Here is a 20,445-nt window from a genome sequence, read left to right on the forward strand (position 1 = left end):
AAAAATCAGCTCACGTAGCCCGGATTAGGCGCAGCCGTAATCCGGGACGCCACGGTCATCCTGGCCCGGCTCTACGTATATGGCCGGTTTCCCGGATTACGCTGGCGCTAATCCGGGCTACAAGGGCTGACATCCGCTTTTCGTCCGGTACAAAGGCTCACGTAGCCCGGATTAGGCGCAGCCGTAATCCGGGACGCCACGGTCATCCTGGCCCGGCTTTACGTATGTGGCCGGTTTCCCGGATTACGCTGGCGCTAATCCGGGCTACAAGGGCTGACATCTACTTTTCGTCCGGTACAAAGTAAAAAATCAGCTCACGTAGCCCGGATTAGGCGCAGCCGTAATCCGGGACGTCACGGTCATCCTGGCCCGGCTCTATGTATGTGGCTGGTTTCCCGGATTACGCTGGCGCTAATCCGGGCTACAAGGGCTGACATCCGCTTTTCGTCCGGCACAAAGTAAAAAATCAGCTCACGTAGCCCGGATTAGGCGCGGCCGTAATCCGGGACGCCACGGTCATCCTGGCCCGGCTCTACGTATGTGGCTGGTTTCCCGGATTACGCTGGCGCTAATCCGGGCTACAAGGGCTGACATCCGCTTTTCGTCCGGTACAAAGTAAAAAAATCAGCTCACGTAGCCCGGATTAGGCGCAGCCGTAATCCGGGACGCCACGGTCATCCTGGCCCGGCTCTATGTATGTGGCTGGTTTCCCGGATTACGCTGGCGCTAATCCGGGCTACAAGGGCTGATTTCCGCTTTTCGTCCGGTACAAAGTAAAAAATCAGCTCACGTAGCCCGGATTAGGCGCAGCCGTAATCCGGGACGCCATGGTCACCCTGGCTCGGCTCTACGTATGTGCCCGGTTTCCCGGATTACGCTGGCGCTAATCCGGGCTACAAGGGCTGATTTCCACTTTTCGTCCGGTACAAAGTAAAAAATCAGTTAAAACATGTACATTTAATATTCAGTTAATATTTTCCTGTGATAATAAGTCAAACCTGAATCACTATTCAGATTATTCGCAGAAACCGCAGAAGGAAAATATGATGCCTACTCTTTATATTAAAGCGTTAACTGGTGAAACTCACATTATCGAAAACGAAGTTTCAGACACCGTTCTAGAAATAAAACAGAAAATATTCAGTCAATCCGGGATTCCTGCCGATGAGCAACGGTTAATGTTACCTGGTGGAGAATTAAAGGATACCAGTAACCTGCACGAATGTTTTACCAAGAGCAAAGCAAATCATATACTACTTGTCAGGAAGTTGCCCGACTATAGTCCAGTCGCCCAATCAGAGGTGTCTGTCGCCAGCTCTTCCTCGCCAGTAGCGCCTGAGTACAGCCTTCAATCAGCCAGAGCATCCATTGTTGACGGCATCAGCGACAGCGGCATAAGAGGCGATGTTGACCAGGCGCTGTCGCATCTCTTCCATAAAACAAGGTCTACCCCGGATTTATTTAATCCCTTTGTCTGTGAGATAATTGCTCAACATACTCGGCCTTTGCGATTAGTCATGGCATTCCTGAAGTTCCAGCCCAATGGGAATGATACGGCTTTGATTAAACACATTGCCTCCCTGGGCGATCCATTTACTTATGTCCCAGCTACCCCGGCTCCACAGGAAAGCCCCGTTTCTTACGCGTCATCGTCCACTCCCATTTTGCCTCAGGAATCCCAACCACAGATCAAAGTTCTGGCCTTTGATGTACCGGAAACATTACAGGGAAGTGCCCCACATGATGAAGGAATAAGCGATGCCATCGAACAAAACAAAAATACCAGGCAGGCAGCTCCAATAGCTCCCATTAGCAACAGCTCCTATGTTGTCGGTTTTTTCCCACCAGCTCCCGCTCCCGTTGCTCCACCGGAACAGCCCCTGTCTTTTTCGAAGTATGAGGATCTGCCCAGTGAATTTAGAGCCTGGCTATCTGAAAAAGCCCATCAGGTCAGCGAAACGATCGGGGACAGGGTATCGCCTTTTGAGTACTGGGAACAATGCTCAATCTGGGCTGATATGAACAAGGATGAGCTGATTCAGAGTTATCATGAACAAGCATCCCAATCGGCTCAGCTGCGTTAACATGAGACTATGATCCCGATAACAGCTGACTGAAATGATGTATTATCCTGTCAGCATGCTTAAGATCGCTTTCAGTCGTGTAACTGGCTGAAAGCGCCACAACGTACATACCGGCAGCCTTTGCTGCCTCTATCCCGTGTGGGGTATCCTCTATCACCATACATTCCTCTGGCGCCAGATTCAGCTGCCGGGCTGTTAACAGGTAACCTTCGGGTGAGGGTTTGCCTTGTTGTACATCATCAGAGCTCACAATCGTATTAAAACAGTCTTGCAGGCGCCCTTGTACCAGGTTTGCAAGAACCGTCTTTATTTCATTACGGGTAGAACCAGAACAAATCGCTGTTTTTGATCCCCGACCGGCCGTATGAATGATGAATTCATCAGCAGAATCAATCATGGGCAAATCGGCACAATGCCTGATGATATCCTGATATTGACTGGTTTTTTTGCGTTTAAGCCAATCGACTTCGTCCAGTGAAAAACAATAGGCTCTATCGGCAAAAAAACGGGGAAACAGATCCTTATCCGACAGGCCAAGATATTTTTTTATGTATTCATCGTAGCTTAAACTTAATCCAGTTTTTTCCAGCGCCGAAGCAAAGGCCTGATAGTGTAGTGGTTCACTGTCTAAAATCACCCCGTCGAAATCAAAAATGACACCCTGAAACATGCGATTCTCAGGTTTTTCTCTGTAAAATGACTATAGCTGATAATCGATAGATAACAAGTGAGAGCTGTTTTACCTGGCTGCACAGCCATGACTGGCGAAATGGTCATGCTTGTCTTAAGATTAATATCGTTAAACCTGAAATTTTAAAACCTTACAGTAAAGGATGACTATCATGAAAAGAATAATGACACTTGCTTTGCTTACCGTATTAGCTGGTTCGCTTGCCGGCTGCAACACTGTTAAAGGCGTAGGTAAAGACGTATCAAAAGGCGGTCAGGTTATTCAGCGCGCTGCCAGCTAATGGCTGACAAAACCAGAGTACATAGGTAATTTATCGCCGTCATTGCGGGCATCAGCGAAGCGATCCATGGTTCATATCTGTGAACGTGGATTGCTTCGCTGACGCTCGCAATGACAGTATATTGCGCCTGATCTCCCCCTCGATAACTCGTGACTTATACGCCCTGACATGCTCAAATAACAGACCGTTTATCATGGACTGTCCCATTGAATATTGCGATTGTTGGCTGTGGTATTGCCGGGCCCGCAGCGGCTTTGTTTTTAAAACAACCGGGCGTTGCCGTCAGCGTGTTTGATAAAGTTGCCGATTTGAAACCGGTTGGTGCCGGCTTTCTGCTACAGCCTGCCGGGCTGGATGTATTGAACGCCCTTGGTCTGGCTCAGTCTCTGATTAACAAAGGCGCGGTGGTGTCGGGTTTGCAGGGGCATAATCACAAAGGGAAAATGGTTCTCGATCTGCGCTACGCGGATTTGGTTTCCTGGCATACAGGTCTTGGCATGGCCCGCGCCGTTTTGTATGACGAGCTCTACCAGGCCATGCTTGCGCGGGGGGTTAAGCTTATTCATCCCTGTGACATCAGCGAAATAGACAACGGCCCTGACCAGGTTTTTCTGAAAAACAGCGAAGGAAGCGTTTTTGGCCCCTATGATTGCGTGGTTATTGCCGATGGCTCCCGCTCCCGTCTGCGTCACAGCCTGCCGGGAAAAATACGCGTCAAACCCTACGACTGGGGTGCTCTGTGGGCGATTGGCCATGATCATCAGCAACAGTCTGGCAGCATACTTGAACAGATGTACCGGCACACTGATATCATGGCAGGCATACTGCCCATGGGGTATCAGGATAAGCGACTGCTGCTCAGTTTTTTCTGGAGCCTGCATCAGGCACGCCACCAGGATTGGCTGGACACCCCCTTTCCTCAGTGGCAGGAGCAAGTCATCAGCCTGTGGCCGAGGCTCGCTTCGTTTTTTGAACAGTTTCACTCGCATGAGCAGTTTGCCTTCGCCCGCTACGCCGACATCAGCATGTACCCCTGGCATGACCAGCGTGTGGTTGTGATTGGGGATGCAGCGCACGGCATGAGCCCGCAACTGGGGCAAGGAGCAAATCTGGCCTTGATTGATGCCCAGGTTCTATCGCAGTGTCTTAAGCAGTATCCGGTGCTACAGGCTCTGGCCGTCTATTCCAAAACAAGAAAATCACAATTGAATTTTTATCAGAATGCCAGTCGTTTCGTCACCCCCTGGTTCCAGTCATCCAGTCGTGTCATGGGGGTTTTACGCGATCAGATGCATGGTCTGTTCTGTCGGACACCGCTTATCAGAAAGCAGATGCTGCTGACCCTGGCCTGCATGAAAAAGGGCTATTTCAAAGCCACGGATCTGGACGCCTTTCCGCCAGTGATGTAGGTTTGGCCTCGGCCCAACCTACGGCATATCAGGATCATTGTGATGGATATTATATCAATGTAGCCTGCATTAGAAAAACAGATTTGCAACCCTTAAAGGAGTCATCAACATGGATAAACCGGTCAGAATCAGAGAATTCAGTAAGCTGGGCGAGGACGAACGCGGCAGCACTTTTGAATTAGACTTGCAAAGCAGGCGCGACAGATTCATTTTCATCACACGCCGCCAGGGCAGCATCTCAGGAAATACCTGGCATCAGGGGCAGTTTGCAAGTACCAGTCCCAAACTGTTTTTGCTGTTGTCAGGCAGCATGCGGTTTTCCTGGCGCCGGATTGATGAAGATCAAATCGTAACGCATCAGCTATCCGCTCCCTGCATTGTAGAAGTTGATGCCAGAGTGACGCACCAGGTTGAAGCCCTGAGCGACATCAGCCTTCTCGAATGCAACTCGCTGGCCGATATTCAGCAGGATCGAGTGCCTGAGCCTGTTTTTAATGCTGGCAGCTAAAACAGTGCAGCAAGCCCAAGGCTTATCGTATCTGCAACGCCCGTTTGATCAGTTCGAGCCTGCATGTTTTTAAACGCGCCGTAATCCTGCTCGTGTTCATACTCAGCAAAAAGGGATAAGCCAGGCATTAAACGGTAATATGGTCTGACAATATACCTCATTTGGTTCAGGCCACTTCCAATTTCTGCGGATACCACCGTTTTCGTTGCCAGAATACCCCGAATACCGGTTCTGATAAAAAGATTGTCAGTGAGCTGGGTATCACGGGAAAATTCAGCATCCAGTTTAAAACTGTTGCTGTAATAGTAAGCCCGCAGATTAGTATCGATGAAATAAGGCATCAATCCCTCTACACCAATACCGGGTTGCCAGTAAGGCTTTTGAGCCGGACGATAGAAATAGTTCACTCCGCCTTTTATTGCCCAGAATTGACTGACCAGGCGCCAGTAAAATATATCCATATCGGCATTCTGTACCTCACCTTTCTCCATTTCGGCATCGTTTACATACAGTTCAAGCCGATTGTAATCCTGACCATACAAGCCGTTAAAAGTCAGTTTCTGCACGTTGTGGAACGGATCCTCGCCCAGCTCGAGATAGCTGGCTTTGTAAAGGCTCATGGCGTGCGGCATGGGATGATGAACCAGAGACGCATCAACGGGCTCTTTATCAACGCGGACAATCGGGCGATTAACAAAGGCGCTCTGTTTGATGACATGCTCCGGTTTTTCTTCGCCCTTGACGAGCTCAATCAGGGTACTGTACTGAAAAACCCGGGTCATGCCGCTCATCATGTGGTAAAGAAGGTGGCAGTGAAACAGCCATTGTCCACTGGCATCGGTATCAAGATCGGCGGTTATGGTCGCCCCCGGCGGCACGTCAATTGTATGCAGCAGGGGATCATAGCGTCCATGTCCGTTACGCAGAATGAACCAGTGCCCATGAATGTGCATGGGATGACGCATCATGGATGGATTGGTGAAAATAAAACGATATCGTTTGCCTGGCTCCAAAAGGATAGGCTTCGCTCTGTGTTCTGGTACTCCATTGATAAACCAGATATAGCGGTCCATATAACCGAATAGTTCCATTTTAATGACCTGGCTTACCGGCTTGTCAGGATCATTGGTTTTAACAGCGGCCTTTAAATCCTGATATTTTGTTCCAACGGTTTTGGCTGGAGATGGCGAATAAGGCGAAAAGCTGTCGCCCTTGATGCTGGGTTCAACTGGCATGCTCATGGATCCCATATCCATAGAACTCATATCCATCGAACTCATGTCCATGCTCCCCATATTCATATTATGGTGAGCCGAGTGATCCATCATTAACGTCATCATCTCCCGCATGACCGGCAGTGGCTCTGGAAACGGTGTAACCCCTTTGTAATTCACAGGCTGATCCGTTTTGGTGATTAAGGCACCATAAGCGGCACCAAGAGTATCAATGGATTCAGCATAAATGATATGAGGACGGTTCTGTTTGATTTTGACCAGCACATCATAGGTTTCGCCGGGCGCTATCTTAAATTCGTTTATGGTATAAGGTGTGACATCATTACCCTGAACATGCACCATCTGCATCGATGTTCCAGGAATTTTTACATTAAAAATGGTGCTGCCGCCTGCCCCGATAAAACGCAGCCTGACCACATCGCCCGGTTTTACCAGAGCCGTCCAGGGAGAGGCGTTGGGTTTTCCATTTAATAAAAAAGCGTCATAGGCTACGTCGCTGATATCATATAGACTCATTCGCATCTGCTGCATCATTTTATAATCATCAACGATTTTTTTCCGCTCGCTGCGATCCGCTTTACGATAGTCATGAATAAATCTGGCCAGGGAGGGCTGCAGCGGAAAATCAGGGGAGTAATAGTCCCCTTCTCTTTTAAGATTGGCTACTATTTTTTCTGGTGCCGTATTACTCCAGTCGGACAGAACAATCACATAATCCCCGTTATATTTATAATCAGGAGCCGTATCTGGATCGATAATGAAAGCGCCGTATAACCCCTGTTGTTCCTGTAACCCTGCGTGAGCATGATACCAATAGGTACCCGCCTGCTCTAAGTTAAACTGATACTGAAAAACACCGCCTGGAGGAATACCGCGCTGGGTTACGCCCTGAACACCATCCATTTGCCAGGGCAGAATCAAGCCATGCCAATGGATAGCCGTTTCTTTGTCCAACCGGTTGTGAACATTAATGGTAACCCTGTCGCCTTTTTTAAAATGCAGAGCTGGCGCAGGAATGCTGCCATTGACCGCGATAGCCTGCCTGATTTTTCCAGCAAAATTTACTGTTTTGTACTCTACGGTCAAATTGATGATGCGATGAGCCGCCATGGCAGGCTGAAGAAAGAGCGGTGATGCCATGAACCACAGGGTTATTTTTAAAAAAAATAAGAAAGAATCAATCCCTGTTCTTTTAAACAAAATCTTCCTCCATTGCGGCCTGCAGGGTACAGCCACAGGATATCTAATAAAATGTCATGATACGTTAACAAGCCCTGCCTGACGTGTAAAGGCTGGATGCGCCCAGGGCTGTCCCATCTTAATTAAACCGAAGTTAATCAGTTGAGACGATCTGCTCCCTTCTCCCTTGAGGGAGAAGGGCTGGGGATGAGGGAGGTGGGTGTGGCACTGTCTCGAGTAAATCAAGAATGCCGTCCATCACACCCTGTATATTTTTAAAAACCTCATGGTTCCATAGTAGCAAAACTCGATACCCACAGCTTTCCAAATATTTGGTTCGTAGCAAGTCATACTCAATAGCATCCATAGGCTGACCACCATCAAATCCAGGAGGTCTAATAATGTCGGGATCGCCGTTATCTCACTAGATTTTTCATCGACTTTTTGTTGTGCCAAAATCAACCGGGCGCCAGTGGCAAATGCACTTACCATATGAGTTGCGGATATTTCGCAAGCCGCATCCATGTGTTTATTCATGGGCGTGCCACACCCACCACCCTCATCCCCAGCCCTTCTCCCTCAAGGGAGAAGGGAGCAGAGCGTGCCAACTGATTAACTTCAGTTCAAATTAAGATGGGACAGCCCTGTGGATGCGCCAGCCGCCAATATCCTGCCGGAGCGCCATCCTAATTAAACCGAAGAGCACCGCTGTTTGATAAGGTATCGTGAATTTCCCGCGCTTCATCGGATTCTGGATGCATCAATAACGTACTGAGCTGCTCACATGGCAGTTCCAGTAGGGCATCCGCGCTGATGGATTCATCTTCTGTGACCAGGGCCAGGACCCGTCGGGCCTGTTGCAGCAACAGCGATAAAACAGCGACATTTGTATTCAGTAATGTCTCGGCAGGAATATCGCAGCCACATATCAGATGATTAATTAAATTATCCAGTCTTTCAAACACAGCATGAAACACGGGAAGCGGTAGTTCCTGCAACTGCTCAAGTGTGACAGACGTGTGGATCAGCAGATACAGCGTATTATCTACATCGTTCAGGATACATTCCAGGCGTGTCTTATCCGTCGCCAGCAACGAATTCACCAATATCGGCACGCCCTTGATCAAGCGCAGATACTTATCAGCATGTCTTATAACCAGAGGAATACTGGGGCTTTGCGAAACGAGCAAGGCCGGCAGCCAGCCACGATTTTCCTGCGACAGCGGAGCCAGGAAAGAGGCGTTATCCAATAATCCGGTCAGAATAGAGGGCTCCAGTCTGGAAAGCATCCCGCTTGACATGTAACAGCTGTTCATCAGTATTGAGGTCTCGTCAGGGTTGTCCAGCAAGAGACTGAGGCGCTCACAATCGACCTGGAAAAGGCTTTCACCCGTGAAGAGCGTTGTACGCAGAATGGCACGCAGTGCCGGTAAATACTGCATGGCCAGGTTAAGCTTTAACTCATCGGTCGCGAGAATTTCCATCTCCCTCTGAGTCATGCCTGAACACTGAATCAGCTCGCATGCCCGCCGGCCATGCCAGTTAACAATTGACAGGTACTCGGGATGTTCATCAAAAATTTCCGTGTAATAGCTTATCCAGTGGAACATTTGCGACAGTGGAAGCTCCAGATCAAAACACCACAGCGAACAGGGCTCAAGACGACTTTCTACGTCTCTTCTTGCGTTCATCAACTCCCCCAGTTCAAACAGATTTCCCTGTTTCAGCCTGTCTACGGTTGGTTGAATGACCTGCCTGAACGCCTCACGATCATCCTGACTTAAAGACCAGTCATTAAGTTGCTTTAATGCGCCAATACTGACCAATGAGGGGCCGCCTTCCGGGCGATACAGTAAATCCAGCGATTTGAGAAAAGAATCGCAATCCAGGGTAAGGGCCCGTTCGAGATAAAGCAGCTTCGTACCCGCATCCATGCTCGCGTCTTTCATCACAGGCTCTATACAAACACTGTGCAAACTGGGAAATTGACTTAATATTTTTTCAGGCATGACGAGGTTCACAGACACAAAAATTGTGCAAAAGTATACCTACCCAGCAAAGATGAGTCAAACATGGACAGGAGGGATGTTTAAAAGGCATTCCCAGCCTCGAAAATAGCGAAATATCAGATATATGTTATTATTAAAATTGCATGACAAACAATATTTAATGGACGAATACGGATGAATGCAAAGCACTATCAGATAACAGGCTCGCTGTCCCCTTCGAACCGCTACATTCTGTCGCCGGAGGCCATGCTTTTTCTGACAACCATGGAACGCTTTGCCCGCGCCAGGCGAAAGGAACTTCTGCTGGAGCGACAGAAAAGACAGGCACAGTTTGACCAGGGAATTTTTCCCGATTTTTCTGAAGAAACAGCCGGGATTCGCAACGGCAACTGGACCGTGAACAATACCCCCCCGGACTTAATGGACAGACGCGTCGAAATTACCGGACCTGTTGACAGAAAGATGATCATCAACGCGCTAAACAGCGGTGCCAGGGTATTCATGGCTGACTTTGAGGACTCCAACTCACCAACCTGGAGCAACTGCCTCGAAGGCCAGGTCAACCTCTGTGATGCCGTAAATAAAACCATCACCTATACCGATCCCCAATCGCACAAAGAGTACCACCTTAATAAAAATCATGCCGTTTTAATTGTTCGCCCCCGCGGCTGGCACCTGGATGAAGCGCATGTTCTGATTGATGGCGAACCGATGTCCGCCTCTCTGTTTGACGCCATGCTTTACCTGTTTCACAACGCAAATGCACTGCTCGCACAGGGAACGGGACCCTATTTTTATCTGCCTAAACTGGAATCGCATCAGGAAGCCCGACTCTGGAATGATGTGTTTATCAAAGCCCAGGAACTGTTAAATCTGCCACAAGGCAGCATCAAAGTGACGGTGTTGATTGAAACCATCACCGCAGCCTTTGAAATGGACGAGATCATCTATGAATTGCGCGATCACATTGTAGGATTAAACTGCGGCCGCTGGGATTATATTTTTTCCTTCATTAAAAAATTCCGCAATCACGCAGCCTGCGTGCTGCCGGATAGACAACAGGTCACCATGACCTGCCATTTCCTCAGCGCCTACGTTACCCTGTTAATCAATACCTGCCACAAACGCGGAATCCACGCCATGGGTGGCATGGCCGCACAAATCCCGGTCAAACAGGATGAAAAAGCCAATCAGGAGGCCATGGCGCGCGTGTACGCAGACAAACAGCGTGAAGCGCAGGCAGGACATGATGGCACCTGGGTAGCTCACCCAGGCCTCATCCCGATTGCTCTGGAAGCTTTCGATAAATACATGCCCGAAGCCAATCAGCTGTCGAAAATGCCAGATGTTTCGGCGCTCAGCAGCCGGGATTTGCTGGCGGTACCGGCGGGTGATGTCAGCGAACAGGGCGTCAGGACCAACATCACAGTAGCCCTGCTCTATCTGGAATCCTGGCTGACGGGAAATGGCTGCGTCCCCATTCGCAATCTGATGGAGGATGCGGCAACGGCAGAAATCTGTCGCGCCCAGTTGTGGCAGTGGCTGAAGTTTTCAGCCCGCCTGTCTGACGGGAACGTATTAAACCCCGCCCTGTTACAACGTTTTTTTGAGGAGGAATACCAGCTTCTTCACGCGCAGCATCTAAAGGAAGAACGTCCAACAGAGGCGCTGTCAAAAGCTGATACTTTATTGCGGAAAATGGTTTTTGATCCTGTGTTTTGTGATTTTCTCACAACCCAGGCCTATGATAATTTAATCAATCAAAAGGTGCCGTCATGAATGCGACCGATCAAATCAGCGAATTAACCAAAGACTGGGAAAACAATCCCCGATGGAAGGGTGTTGTGCGTCCTTACAGCGCAGAAGACGTGGTCCGATTAAGGCCTTCCCTGAAGATGGAATATTCTCTGGCCATGCATGGCGCCCATAAATTCTGGAATCTTCTGCAGCAAAATAAACCCGTCACGGCTCTGGGCTGTCTGACGGGCAACCAGGCCATTCAGGCCGTTCAGGCCGGACTGAAAGCGATTTACTGCTCCGGCTGGCAGGTTGCCGGCGATAACAACTCATCAGGGCAAATGTACCCCGACCAAAGTCTTTATCCCGTTGATTCCGTCCCCAGGCTGGTGGAAAGCATTAATAAGGCGCTGCAGCGAACAGATGAAATTCATGGTCTTGATAACGACAGAAGCATTGATTGGTACGCCCCGATCATTGCCGATGCAGAAGCCGGCTTTGGCGGCAATCTCAACGCCTTTGAATTGATGAAACACATGATTCGCGCAGGTGCTGCCGCGGTTCATTTTGAAGATCAGTTATCATCAGCCAAAAAATGCGGTCATATGGGCGGGAAGGTTTTGACTCCTACCAGCGAAGCCGTCAACAAACTGATAGCAGCCCGTCTGGCTGCAGATGTCTGCGGCGTTCCAACCCTCATTATTGGCAGAACAGATGCCAATGGCGCCAATTTAATTACCAGCGACTTTGATGACAATGACAAGCCCTTTTTGACAGGACAACGTTCCAGCGAAGGCTTCTACTACGTTAATCAGGGAATAAAACAGGCTATCAGCCGCGGTCTGGCCTATGCACCTTATTCCGATATCATCTGGTGCGAAACAGCCAAGCCCAACCTGGCAGAAGCACGTGAATTTGCCGAAGCCATTCATGCCAGATTTCCGGGTAAACTGCTATGCTACAACTGTTCTCCCTCGTTTAACTGGCAGGCCAATCTGGACGAAAACGATCTCAGAACATTCCGGGAACAGCTGTTCGCCATGGGATACAAATACCAGTTTGTAACACTGGCTGGCTGGCACAGCCTGAATCTGGGCATGTTTGAAATTGCCAAACATTACAACGAATCCGGCATGTACGCCTACTCGCAAATGCAGCAACGTGAGATGGGGCAGGAAAAATCAGGCTTCCGCGCTACCAGGCACCAGGCCTTTGTCGGCACCGGATACTTCGATGCCGTGCAAAATATCATTATGCAGGGACAAAGCACCACAACAGCCCTCAAAGGCAGCACAGAAGACGAGCAGTTCCAGCACTGACAGCGACATCCGAATCCCCGCGGCGAAGGTCGCGGGGTCTGAACAACCAACCCATTTACCCACCACTGACACCCCCTCTTTCACTCAAGAAAGCCCTGCTCAGACAGAAACCCAGGCAGACAAAAACGGCAAAAACCGGAGCACGTCCCCGGCAGGAATTGAACAGTTAGATCCCCCGCCTGGGCGGGGGAATGGGGAGGTGTTATTTTACAGGGGTGGCTTTCAGGATTTTTGAACCAGATCCATCAAGTTGTCCAAGGGCATTGATGTATAAGGTCTGTGAACGGAGAACCCCATTGATGATTGAGGCAGGTGCCTGAAGCACTGGATCGTTGATCAAGGGTTGAAAGCTTAATGCGCCAGGTGCGTCAAGATTAGCAGATAAGAGCTGTTGGCCGCTGGCAGGCTGAATAAACGCCGCTGGGCAAAAGCCAGGGATATTCTGCTGACAACCGATAAATCTGGAAAATCCGACAAACCCAGACAAAGTATTGGCGACAACCAGTTTCCTTCCGTTAACATTGAAGAGGTCGTCAACAATCTGGATGGCTTCGAGCTGTCTGTCCTGAGCAGAAAGATTCAGTACCACACTTTGTGTGCCCGCAGAACCGTTTAATCTGACCGGAACGGCAATAACGCTGCCCGTATCAAAGTTGGTCGCATATAACACATTTTTTAATTTGTCATAGTCAAGCCCAACCACACCAAATCCCCTGCCGCTTAATGGTGAACCGAGCAAAATGTCGATCGGATTGCCAGCAAGAAAGTTCGGGGAGCTTCCGGCATCGGTTCCAGCCCACAAAGCACCTTTTTTGTTGAACAGGTTGATTTTCCAGACATTCCCCATTTGCGCATCGGCAAGATACAGGTTGCCATAACCGTCAAGGGTGACACCATCAACGAATCGCAAAACCGGACTCGTTGTCTGACCAATCGCTGGGAACAGTTTTTTACAGGTGTTGCTGGAGTCGAGCGCACAATGACCACCACCGGCAGGTACGACCCATACCCCATTCATGTCGGTTGGATTCTGCGTGCTGTCAACGGATCGAAAAGAGACGTAAAGGTTTGCCAGGGCATCCATGGTGACACGAAACGCTATGTTGTTATTGTCAATCGCAGCCGGGTCGTCATTACCAATATCAATGGTCGCATAAAGAGAGGCCTTGCCCGCTGGGGTAATTTTGAATATCTTGCCCTTGGGTAAAGACATGGTGACATAGATATTTCCCAGTATGTCTCGGGTAGAGCCTGCAACATTACAGGTATAATTTCCATTTGAAACAGGGCAGTTTGCCTGAGCAAACGCACTGTTTGTCGACATATCAAGCAGTGTTGAAATATTATAGGTGGGTGGGGTGCTGTCTGCATAAGCAAAAGCGGAGCAGGCGGTCATGGCTGAAAACATCATGCTTTTTAATATTTTCATGATCGAATCCTATTGTCTGAGTGGTAAAGCCGAATTTTTTTAAGATAACACCGAGGAAACTTAAAAAAAACAGAGTGACGACAGAATCATCACTCACATGATTGAGAATAGACGAGCGCGGAGGCTTCTGCAAAGAAAATCGATTCAAAATAAAATCTATTTGACCGATATTTGACCGATCGTTTGTCGTCACCAATCGCTTTACATAACAGGACACAGGCTATAAGCTTAAAAAAATACATTATGTATTCATGGTATTAACAGGAGAGCCTTCATCCCGTCAGGACGAAAACATACCAATCAGGGAATAGAATTCATGCATCATAGTCTGCCGCTCATCTCAACCATCGCTACAGCCCTTGGTTTAGCCCTGTTAATGGGCTTTATCGCCGTCAAAATCCGTCTTCCAACGCTGGTTGGCTACCTTGTTGCCGGGGTAATCATTGGCCCATTTACGCCCGGTTTTGTAGCCAATGCCGGTATTGCGGCCGAACTGGCTGAAATCGGCATTATGCTGCTGATGTTTGGGGTTGGACTGCATTTTTCGCTCGAGCATTTACTGGAAACCCGAAAAATTGCCCTGCCGGGTGCTTTGCTGCAGATTGTGGCGGCCACGCTGATGGGTGCAGCACTGGCCATCTGCTGGGGATGGGGCTGGGCAAGCGCGCTGGTATTTGGACTTGCCTTGTCTGTAGCCAGTACCGTTGTACTTATTCGCGCACTCGAGTCTCAGGGCATTCTCGGTAGTTTCAACGGGCAAATCGCGGTAGGCTGGCTGATTGTAGAGGATCTCGTTATGATCCTGGTCCTTGTTTTTCTGCCCTTGCTGGCAGGCTGGGCAGGCTCTCACCCGGTTGATGGAGAAAGCAAAAATCTGTGGTGGGTACTGGGCCTGACTTTATTTAAAATGACGTCCTTTGTCATCGTCATGCTGTTGGCCGGGCGCTGGGTTGTACCCAGACTGCTGTGGCATATTACCCGCACCGGCTCCCGCGAATTATTTACCCTGTCAGTCATTGCCGCTGCTCTTGGCATTGCCTTTGGCGCCTCTCGATTATTCGGCATGTCCTTCGCGCTGGGTGCTTTTTTTGCCGGCATGATCATGAGGGAATCCAAATTCAGCCGGCGGGCAGCCGAAGAATCCCTGCCCTTTCGCGATGCGTTTGCTGTCTTATTTTTTGTGTCAATCGGCATGCTGTTTAACCCCGGTATTTTTATCTCGCAGCCCCTGGAAATTCTCGCTGTGGTAGCCGTTATTGTTGTCGGAAAATCCCTGGCAGCCGCCCTGCTGGTCATTGCCCTGCGCTACCCATTAAATACGGCTCTCACCGTGTCAGCCAGCCTGGCTCAGATTGGCGAATTCTCCTTTATTCTGGCCGGACTGGGTGTGCATTTGAAATTATTGCCAACGGATGGCCTTGAACTCATTATTGGCGGCGCGCTGCTGTCCATTGCCATCAATCCTTTTGTTTTTAAAATCATCGAACCCTTACAGACATGGCTGAGAAGCAAGGCGTCATGGACGGATCCCTACACGCAATCCATCGATCCCCTCAGCAGCCTGCCCATGTCGACAGACGCGAAGTTTCTCTCCGGACAAGTGGTTCTGGTAGGATATGGCCGGGTTGGCAGACGCATTGAGCGCATACTGGCGCAACAGGAATTGCCCTATGTGGTGGTTGATCAGGATCGCTGTCTGGTGGAGCAGCTGGGCAAACGAAAAATCGTTGCCGTCTATGGTGATGCTTCCGATCCCAACGTACTGATTCAAGCCCATATAGCCCGTGCCGGCATGTTGGTTATCGCAACATCGGATACCTTCAATGTCAGACAGATGATCCATATCGCACATCAGCTCAACCCCAAAATTGAAATCGCTGTCCGCGTACAAAGTGAAGAAGATGCCTTACTGTTAAAACAGGATCATGATTTTGAAGGAAAATTCTTTTTCAGCGAACGTGAGCTGGCTCATGGCATGAGCCGCTATATTTTAAACCGCTTTGGCATGTCATGGCCTGGATAATGAGCACGGAACAACATAGTTGATGCTGCCTGTCCCCGCTTATGACATAATCTATCCACAATTTTATTGATTTCGAGGATTGTTCATGTCGACTGATATTCGATGGATGCAGCGTTTTAATAATTATAAAAATGCCCTCAGCCAACTGGAATCGGCTGTTCTGTTATCCAGACAACGTGAGTTATCAGCCCTTGAAAAGCAAGGGCTGATACAGGTATTTGAATTTACGCATGAGCTGGCGTGGAATGTAATGAAAGACTACTTTTCTTACCAGGGCAATCCTGATATAACCGGCTCCCGTGATGCGGCCAGAGAGTCGTTTGCCAAAGGTCTGATTACCGATGGTGAAGGATGGATGGAAATGATAAAAAGCCGTAATCAGACATCACACACTTATAATCAACTGATAGCTGACGAAATCGTTGAAAAAATAATTAATCTGTATTTTCCGCTTTTCACCGATTTTGCTGGACACATGCAAGCTTTTTTTGATGATAACCTATGAACTATGGACTGAATAAGGCTGTAATAGACAAACTGCAGGCGCTGTTCGCAACATATCCTCAAATCGAGCGGGTTTTGTTGTTTGGTTCTCGAGCAATGGGTAATTTTCGAACCGGCTCAGATATTGACCTGTGTATTGAATCTCAATCACTTGATTTAACGCAGCTTCTGCGAATTGAAAATGAAATTGATGATTTGTTGTTACCCTGGAAATTTGACTTGATTTTGAAAAGCAAAATTGATAACCCGGCGCTTCTTGAACATATCAGGGACAAAGGGATTGTTTTCTATACTCATACGGATGACTGACTCATGGATTTTGATTTGATTGTTTTGGGCGGTGGCAGCGGCGGAATTGCCAGTGCGGTTCGGGCTGCGCGTTATGGCGCCAGGGTGGCGGTAGCTGAAGTGAGTCATTTAGGCGGCACCTGCGTTAACCAGGGTTGCGTCCCTAAAAAGGTGATGTATAACGCATCGTTTATCGCCGATATGCTGCGTAAATCATCCGACTATGGTTTTGACCCGGTCAGCATTCATCTCGACTGGAAAACGCTGGTGCAAAAGAGAAACGCATACGTCGACAACCTGCGCAGCCTCTACGCCCGGCGCTTCAGCGACAACAACATTACCCACCTGGCAGGAAAAGGGGTATTTGTTGATGCCCACACCATTGAGGTGGCAGGAAAACAGTACCAGGCGAAGCACATCATCATCGCCACGGGAGGGGAGCCAGACAAGGCCACCGATATGCCCGGAGCTGAACATTGCATCAATTCAGATGGTTTCTTTCAGCTTTCACAGCGGCCAGACAAGGTGGCGGTAATTGGCAGTGGCTACATAGGCGTAGAGCTGGCCGGCGTATTGCACAGCCTTGGGGCGGAAACGCATATACTTCTGCGTGGACAGCGGCCATTAAACCGCTTTGATGCGATGCTGGGCGACACCCTGCTGGAAATCATGCAGCAGCAGGGAATACAGGTACATCTGGATCACCAGGCCTGTCAGATTCTTCTGCAAAACGATGGTCGAAAAAGCATTCGATGCCAGAATGGCAGCCTTATTCGCGATCTGGATACCGTGATTCTGGCCATCGGCAGAACACCACGCACCGCCGACCTGAATCTTGACGCGATAAACGTGGCTCGTGACAGGAAGGGATTAGTCAAGGTCGATGCCTGGCAGAATACCTCGGTACCCGGCATTTATGCCATTGGCGATGTCACCAGCGCACCAGCCTTAACCCCCGTTGCCATCGCGGCTGGACGAAAACTCAGTGATCGCCTGTTTGGTAAGCAGGAAAAAGCCCGCCTCGACTACTCATCTGTCTGCTCGGTGGTTTTCAGCCATCCTCCCATCGGCAGCGTAGGTCTGAGCGAACAGGAAGCAATTGCTCAGTTCGGTGAGGATAATATCAGAATCTATAAAACCCGTTTTAATCCCATGTTTGACGCCCTGAGTCAGGAAAAAACGCCAACGGCGATGAAACTCGTTACCCAGGGTCCACAGGAAAAGATTGTTGGCCTGCATGTTATTGGTTATGGCGCAGACGAAATGCTGCAGGGATTTGGCGTGGCCGTGCGCATGGGAGCCAGCAAACAGGATTTTGATAACACCATCGCTATTCACCCCACCAGCGCAGAAGAGCTGGTCACCATGACCTGAGACCAGCCCCCCCTCTTCCAGAATCCGGAAGAAGGGGCTGGCTTGTACCATAAGCTTATTTCAACGAGGCCATATCAATGACAAAGCGATAACGAACATCGCTTTTTAACACGCGCTCATAAGCCTTATTCACGTCTGGCATGGAAATTAACTCAATGTCGGATGTGATATTGTGTCTGCCACAGAAATCAAGCATCTCCTGCGTTTCTTTCAAACCACCAATCAAAGAACCGGCAAGACTGCGTCGTCCACCAATCAGGGAAAAGGCACCAACTGGAACGTTCTGATCCGGCACACCAAGCACCACCATGGTGCCATCGCGTTTTAACAGAGTCAGGTAAGCGTTCCAGTCAATGCCGGCCGACACCGTGCAGATGATCAAATCAAACTGACTGGCCAGTTTTTTAAACGTCTCTGGATCCGAGGTCGCGTAAAAATGATCGGCACCCAGACGCCTGCTGTCTTCTTTCTTTTTATCAGAGTGACTGAGAACCGTCACATCCGCTCCCATGGCGTGCGCGATTTTAACGCCGATATGCCCAAGGCCACCAAGACCAAGGATGGCGACTTTTTTACCTGGTCCGGCTTTCCAGTGTCGTAATGGCGAATACAGGGTAATACCGGCACACAATAGGGGAGCCGCAGCGTCCAGTGGCAGGTTATCAGGAAGGCGCAGGACAAAATCCTCATTCACCACGATGGCCGTAGAATATCCGCCCTGATTCATGGTTTTACCGTCGAGTGACATGCCGTTATAGGTGTAACTCCCCCCGTTTTCACAATATTGTTCCAGATGCTCCTGGCAACTGTCGCAGGTGCGGCAGGAATCTACCAGACACCCCACCCCCACATGATCGCCTGCTTTGAATTTTGTGACGTTTTTACCAACCTTGCTGACGATCCCGACAATTTCATGACCGGGAACCATCGGAAACATGGAACCGCCCCATTCATCGCGGGCCTGATGAATATCACTATGGCAGATACCGCAGTAATGAATGTCTATCAACACATCATCATTTCCAACCTCTCGTCGTTCAAAAGCAAACGGCGCCAAAGGCGTTTTTGGATCAAATGCGGCGTAGCCTTTAACTGGAATCATTTTAATATCCTTATTGTCAGCGAAGTCATAAATCATAGATTGAATGGCGATATTTTGCAAAAAACACCCCCTTGTGCACATAAGTAGAGCATTATGTTATGCAATTATACATTTTATTATCTATACTCAGCAGGCATAGGCAACGGAGGGGGGATACACCATGAGTTCAAATGAACCCGAACGCTGTTCACGCTGTACCATCGGTCTGCTCACGATGGCCTGTCAGACCGCTTATATGCTGCGAGAGAATAACCTTGTTGACCTTACCGGCAGTCCCCGGCATCACCGCACCCTGACGGGGCTCGCAAAACACGGTTATGCAATTACTCGCTCGATTGCGCCTGAAAGTGCCGGCGGCCAGGGCCAGACACCTCTGGCGGCCCTGTGCCTCGAACCTCAGGACAGAACAAGTCCCATCATCATTTCATTTCGCGGCACCAACACCCGCAGTGACCTGGTTTCCGATGCCAGACTGGGAACGCTGGGCGTGGTTGAAACGGATTTTCGTAATGCCGCCTTCGAGTTTTATGAGGCCGTGCGCAGGGAACATCCCGATCGGGAAATCGTTCTGACGGGTCATTCTCTGGGCGGCCATCTGGCCCAGTACGTGGCAGCTAAAGCCTATAACACAGACGCAGACCTGCAAAAACGTCCGCTGATTCATGTTCGAACCTTTAACACGGCTCCCATCAACACCAGGCACAGTCTCGTGTTTGAGCATCGCCCGGAATTACTGACGCAGTTTATTAACTATCGACTGTCTTCGGATGCGGTCAGCGATCTGCCGCTGCAAAAATACTACGGCCGATCGTTTGTGTTTCGCTGTGACAGAGGGATACTGGACTCTCACGCCATCCAGACGCTGGTGCAGTATTTGCCAAGGGCGGTTTTAAATCAATCTGTGGGAGGCGGGGTGGAGTCGAGCAGCAGACATAACAGATTGCTGGAGTTAACACTGGGGAGCCGCCACACCTATCAGTCGCGGATTGAGGCGCAGTTTTTTTCCCGTTATCGTGCCGGTTCAAAAAATCTGGAAAAAATGAAATCTGCCCTGCCTGATATTTTTGAAACGCTGAGAACAAAACAATATGACGAGGCCATACCCAGACTGCGCGCACTGCGGGAGGAAATGGATGGCCGGGTATCAACGGGTATGATTCGCGATCTTCTTAACGAAACGAGGCAGGAAAGGAGAAGCAGTCAGGACGAGGAGTTTACAAACGAGGCAGATTACAGCCGCCAGGTTAAAAACTGATGCCGATGATCAGATTTGG

The 20,445-nt window shown here is 49.4% G+C and carries 18 protein-coding genes and 1 pseudogene; 12 read left to right on the forward strand and 7 right to left on the reverse strand.

The window, feature by feature from the left end:
• Positions 1-305: hypothetical protein (locus tag ACQUTA_RS07805; RefSeq protein ID WP_444987672.1), on the forward strand; the 305-nt coding region annotated here is incomplete at its 5' end.
• Between the two features lie 738 nt (positions 306-1,043).
• Positions 1,044-2,084: a ubiquitin-like domain-containing protein gene (locus ACQUTA_RS07810; RefSeq protein WP_444987673.1), complete on the forward strand. Its 1,041-nt coding sequence runs from the start codon at positions 1,044-1,046 to the stop codon at positions 2,082-2,084.
• 7 nt (positions 2,085-2,091) lie between these two features.
• On the opposite strand, the gene ACQUTA_RS07815 is transcribed toward ACQUTA_RS07810, so the two are convergent.
• On the reverse strand, positions 2,092-2,754 hold the full coding sequence (locus tag ACQUTA_RS07815; RefSeq protein WP_444987674.1) for an HAD family hydrolase: 663 nt from the start codon (positions 2,752-2,754) through the stop codon (positions 2,092-2,094).
• Positions 2,755-2,926: 172 nt separating this feature from the next.
• Between ACQUTA_RS07815 and ACQUTA_RS07820 the strand changes: the two genes are divergently transcribed.
• From ACQUTA_RS07820 to ACQUTA_RS07830, 3 genes are all read left to right on the forward strand, one after another.
• Positions 2,927-3,055 carry an entericidin A/B family lipoprotein gene (locus ACQUTA_RS07820; protein ID WP_444987675.1) on the forward strand — a complete coding sequence of 43 codons (129 nt, stop codon included), beginning with the start codon at positions 2,927-2,929 and terminating at the stop codon, positions 3,053-3,055.
• Positions 3,056-3,261: 206 nt separating this feature from the next.
• Positions 3,262-4,464, forward strand: a complete 1,203-nt coding sequence (locus ACQUTA_RS07825) for an FAD-dependent oxidoreductase (RefSeq protein WP_444987676.1) — start codon at positions 3,262-3,264, stop codon at positions 4,462-4,464.
• Between the two features lie 109 nt (positions 4,465-4,573).
• Positions 4,574-4,972 carry a polysaccharide biosynthesis C-terminal domain-containing protein gene (locus tag ACQUTA_RS07830; RefSeq protein WP_444987678.1) on the forward strand — a complete coding sequence of 133 codons (399 nt, stop codon included), beginning with the start codon at positions 4,574-4,576 and terminating at the stop codon, positions 4,970-4,972.
• Here the strand turns inward: ACQUTA_RS07830 and ACQUTA_RS07835 are convergent.
• The 4 genes and pseudogenes from ACQUTA_RS07835 to ACQUTA_RS07850 form a co-directional block, all read right to left on the reverse strand.
• Entirely contained in the window at positions 4,969-7,347 is a 2,379-nt protein-coding gene (locus ACQUTA_RS07835; RefSeq protein WP_444987760.1) for a multicopper oxidase domain-containing protein, read from the reverse strand. The two genes, ACQUTA_RS07830 and ACQUTA_RS07835, sit on opposite strands and share 4 nt — an antisense overlap.
• Before the next feature lie 193 nt (positions 7,348-7,540).
• Positions 7,541-7,732: a DUF559 domain-containing protein gene (locus ACQUTA_RS07840; RefSeq protein ID WP_510175185.1), complete on the reverse strand. Its 192-nt coding sequence runs from the start codon at positions 7,730-7,732 to the stop codon at positions 7,541-7,543.
• Positions 7,733-7,767: 35 nt separating this feature from the next.
• A pseudogene (locus tag ACQUTA_RS07845) lies at positions 7,768-7,887 on the reverse strand (ISAs1 family transposase); the annotation flags it as partial.
• Positions 7,888-8,072: 185 nt separating this feature from the next.
• A complete protein-coding gene (locus ACQUTA_RS07850; RefSeq protein WP_444987680.1) occupies positions 8,073-9,335 on the reverse strand; it encodes a hypothetical protein in 1,263 nt (420 codons plus the stop codon).
• 234 nt (positions 9,336-9,569) lie between these two features.
• Here ACQUTA_RS07850 and aceB point away from each other — a divergent pair, with 234 nt between their 5' ends.
• Together aceB and aceA are read left to right on the forward strand one after the other, a co-directional pair.
• Positions 9,570-11,174: a malate synthase A gene (gene aceB / locus ACQUTA_RS07855; protein ID WP_444987681.1), complete on the forward strand. Its 1,605-nt coding sequence runs from the start codon at positions 9,570-9,572 to the stop codon at positions 11,172-11,174.
• The gene (aceA, locus tag ACQUTA_RS07860; RefSeq protein WP_444987682.1) at positions 11,171-12,451 is read left to right on the forward strand and encodes an isocitrate lyase; all 1,281 of its coding nucleotides are present in this window, start codon (positions 11,171-11,173) and stop codon (positions 12,449-12,451) included. Before aceB ends, aceA begins: the two co-directional genes overlap by 4 nt.
• A gap of 202 nt (positions 12,452-12,653) precedes the next feature.
• Here aceA and ACQUTA_RS07865 read toward each other — a convergent pair whose 3' ends face one another.
• On the reverse strand, positions 12,654-13,880 hold the full coding sequence (locus ACQUTA_RS07865) for an NHL repeat-containing protein (RefSeq protein ID WP_444987683.1): 1,227 nt from the start codon (positions 13,878-13,880) through the stop codon (positions 12,654-12,656).
• A 316-nt stretch (positions 13,881-14,196) separates the two neighbouring features.
• Between ACQUTA_RS07865 and ACQUTA_RS07870 the strand changes: the two genes are divergently transcribed.
• The 4 genes from ACQUTA_RS07870 to gorA all read left to right on the forward strand — a co-directional run bounded on the left by ACQUTA_RS07870 (position 14,197) and on the right by gorA (position 18,069).
• A complete protein-coding gene (locus ACQUTA_RS07870; RefSeq protein WP_444987684.1) occupies positions 14,197-15,903 on the forward strand; it encodes a cation:proton antiporter in 1,707 nt (568 codons plus the stop codon).
• A gap of 85 nt (positions 15,904-15,988) precedes the next feature.
• A complete protein-coding gene (locus ACQUTA_RS07875) occupies positions 15,989-16,408 on the forward strand; it encodes a nucleotidyltransferase substrate binding protein (protein ID WP_444987685.1) in 420 nt (139 codons plus the stop codon).
• The gene (locus ACQUTA_RS07880; RefSeq protein ID WP_444987686.1) at positions 16,405-16,716 is read left to right on the forward strand and encodes a nucleotidyltransferase family protein; all 312 of its coding nucleotides are present in this window, start codon (positions 16,405-16,407) and stop codon (positions 16,714-16,716) included. Before ACQUTA_RS07875 ends, ACQUTA_RS07880 begins: the two co-directional genes overlap by 4 nt.
• A gap of 3 nt (positions 16,717-16,719) precedes the next feature.
• Complete coding sequence (gene gorA, locus ACQUTA_RS07885; RefSeq protein WP_444987687.1) at positions 16,720-18,069, forward strand: glutathione-disulfide reductase; 1,350 nt, start codon at positions 16,720-16,722, stop codon at positions 18,067-18,069.
• A gap of 55 nt (positions 18,070-18,124) precedes the next feature.
• Here the strand turns inward: gorA and ACQUTA_RS07890 are convergent, their stop codons facing one another.
• A complete protein-coding gene (locus ACQUTA_RS07890) occupies positions 18,125-19,171 on the reverse strand; it encodes an NAD(P)-dependent alcohol dehydrogenase (RefSeq protein ID WP_444987688.1) in 1,047 nt (348 codons plus the stop codon).
• Positions 19,172-19,331: 160 nt separating this feature from the next.
• Between ACQUTA_RS07890 and ACQUTA_RS07895 the strand changes: the two genes are divergently transcribed.
• Positions 19,332-20,426, forward strand: a complete 1,095-nt coding sequence (locus ACQUTA_RS07895) for a Tle-like phospholipase domain-containing protein (protein WP_444987689.1) — start codon at positions 19,332-19,334, stop codon at positions 20,424-20,426.
• Positions 20,427-20,445 lie beyond the last annotated feature (19 nt).

The sequence above is a fragment of the Legionella navarrensis genome (assembly GCF_052527415.1).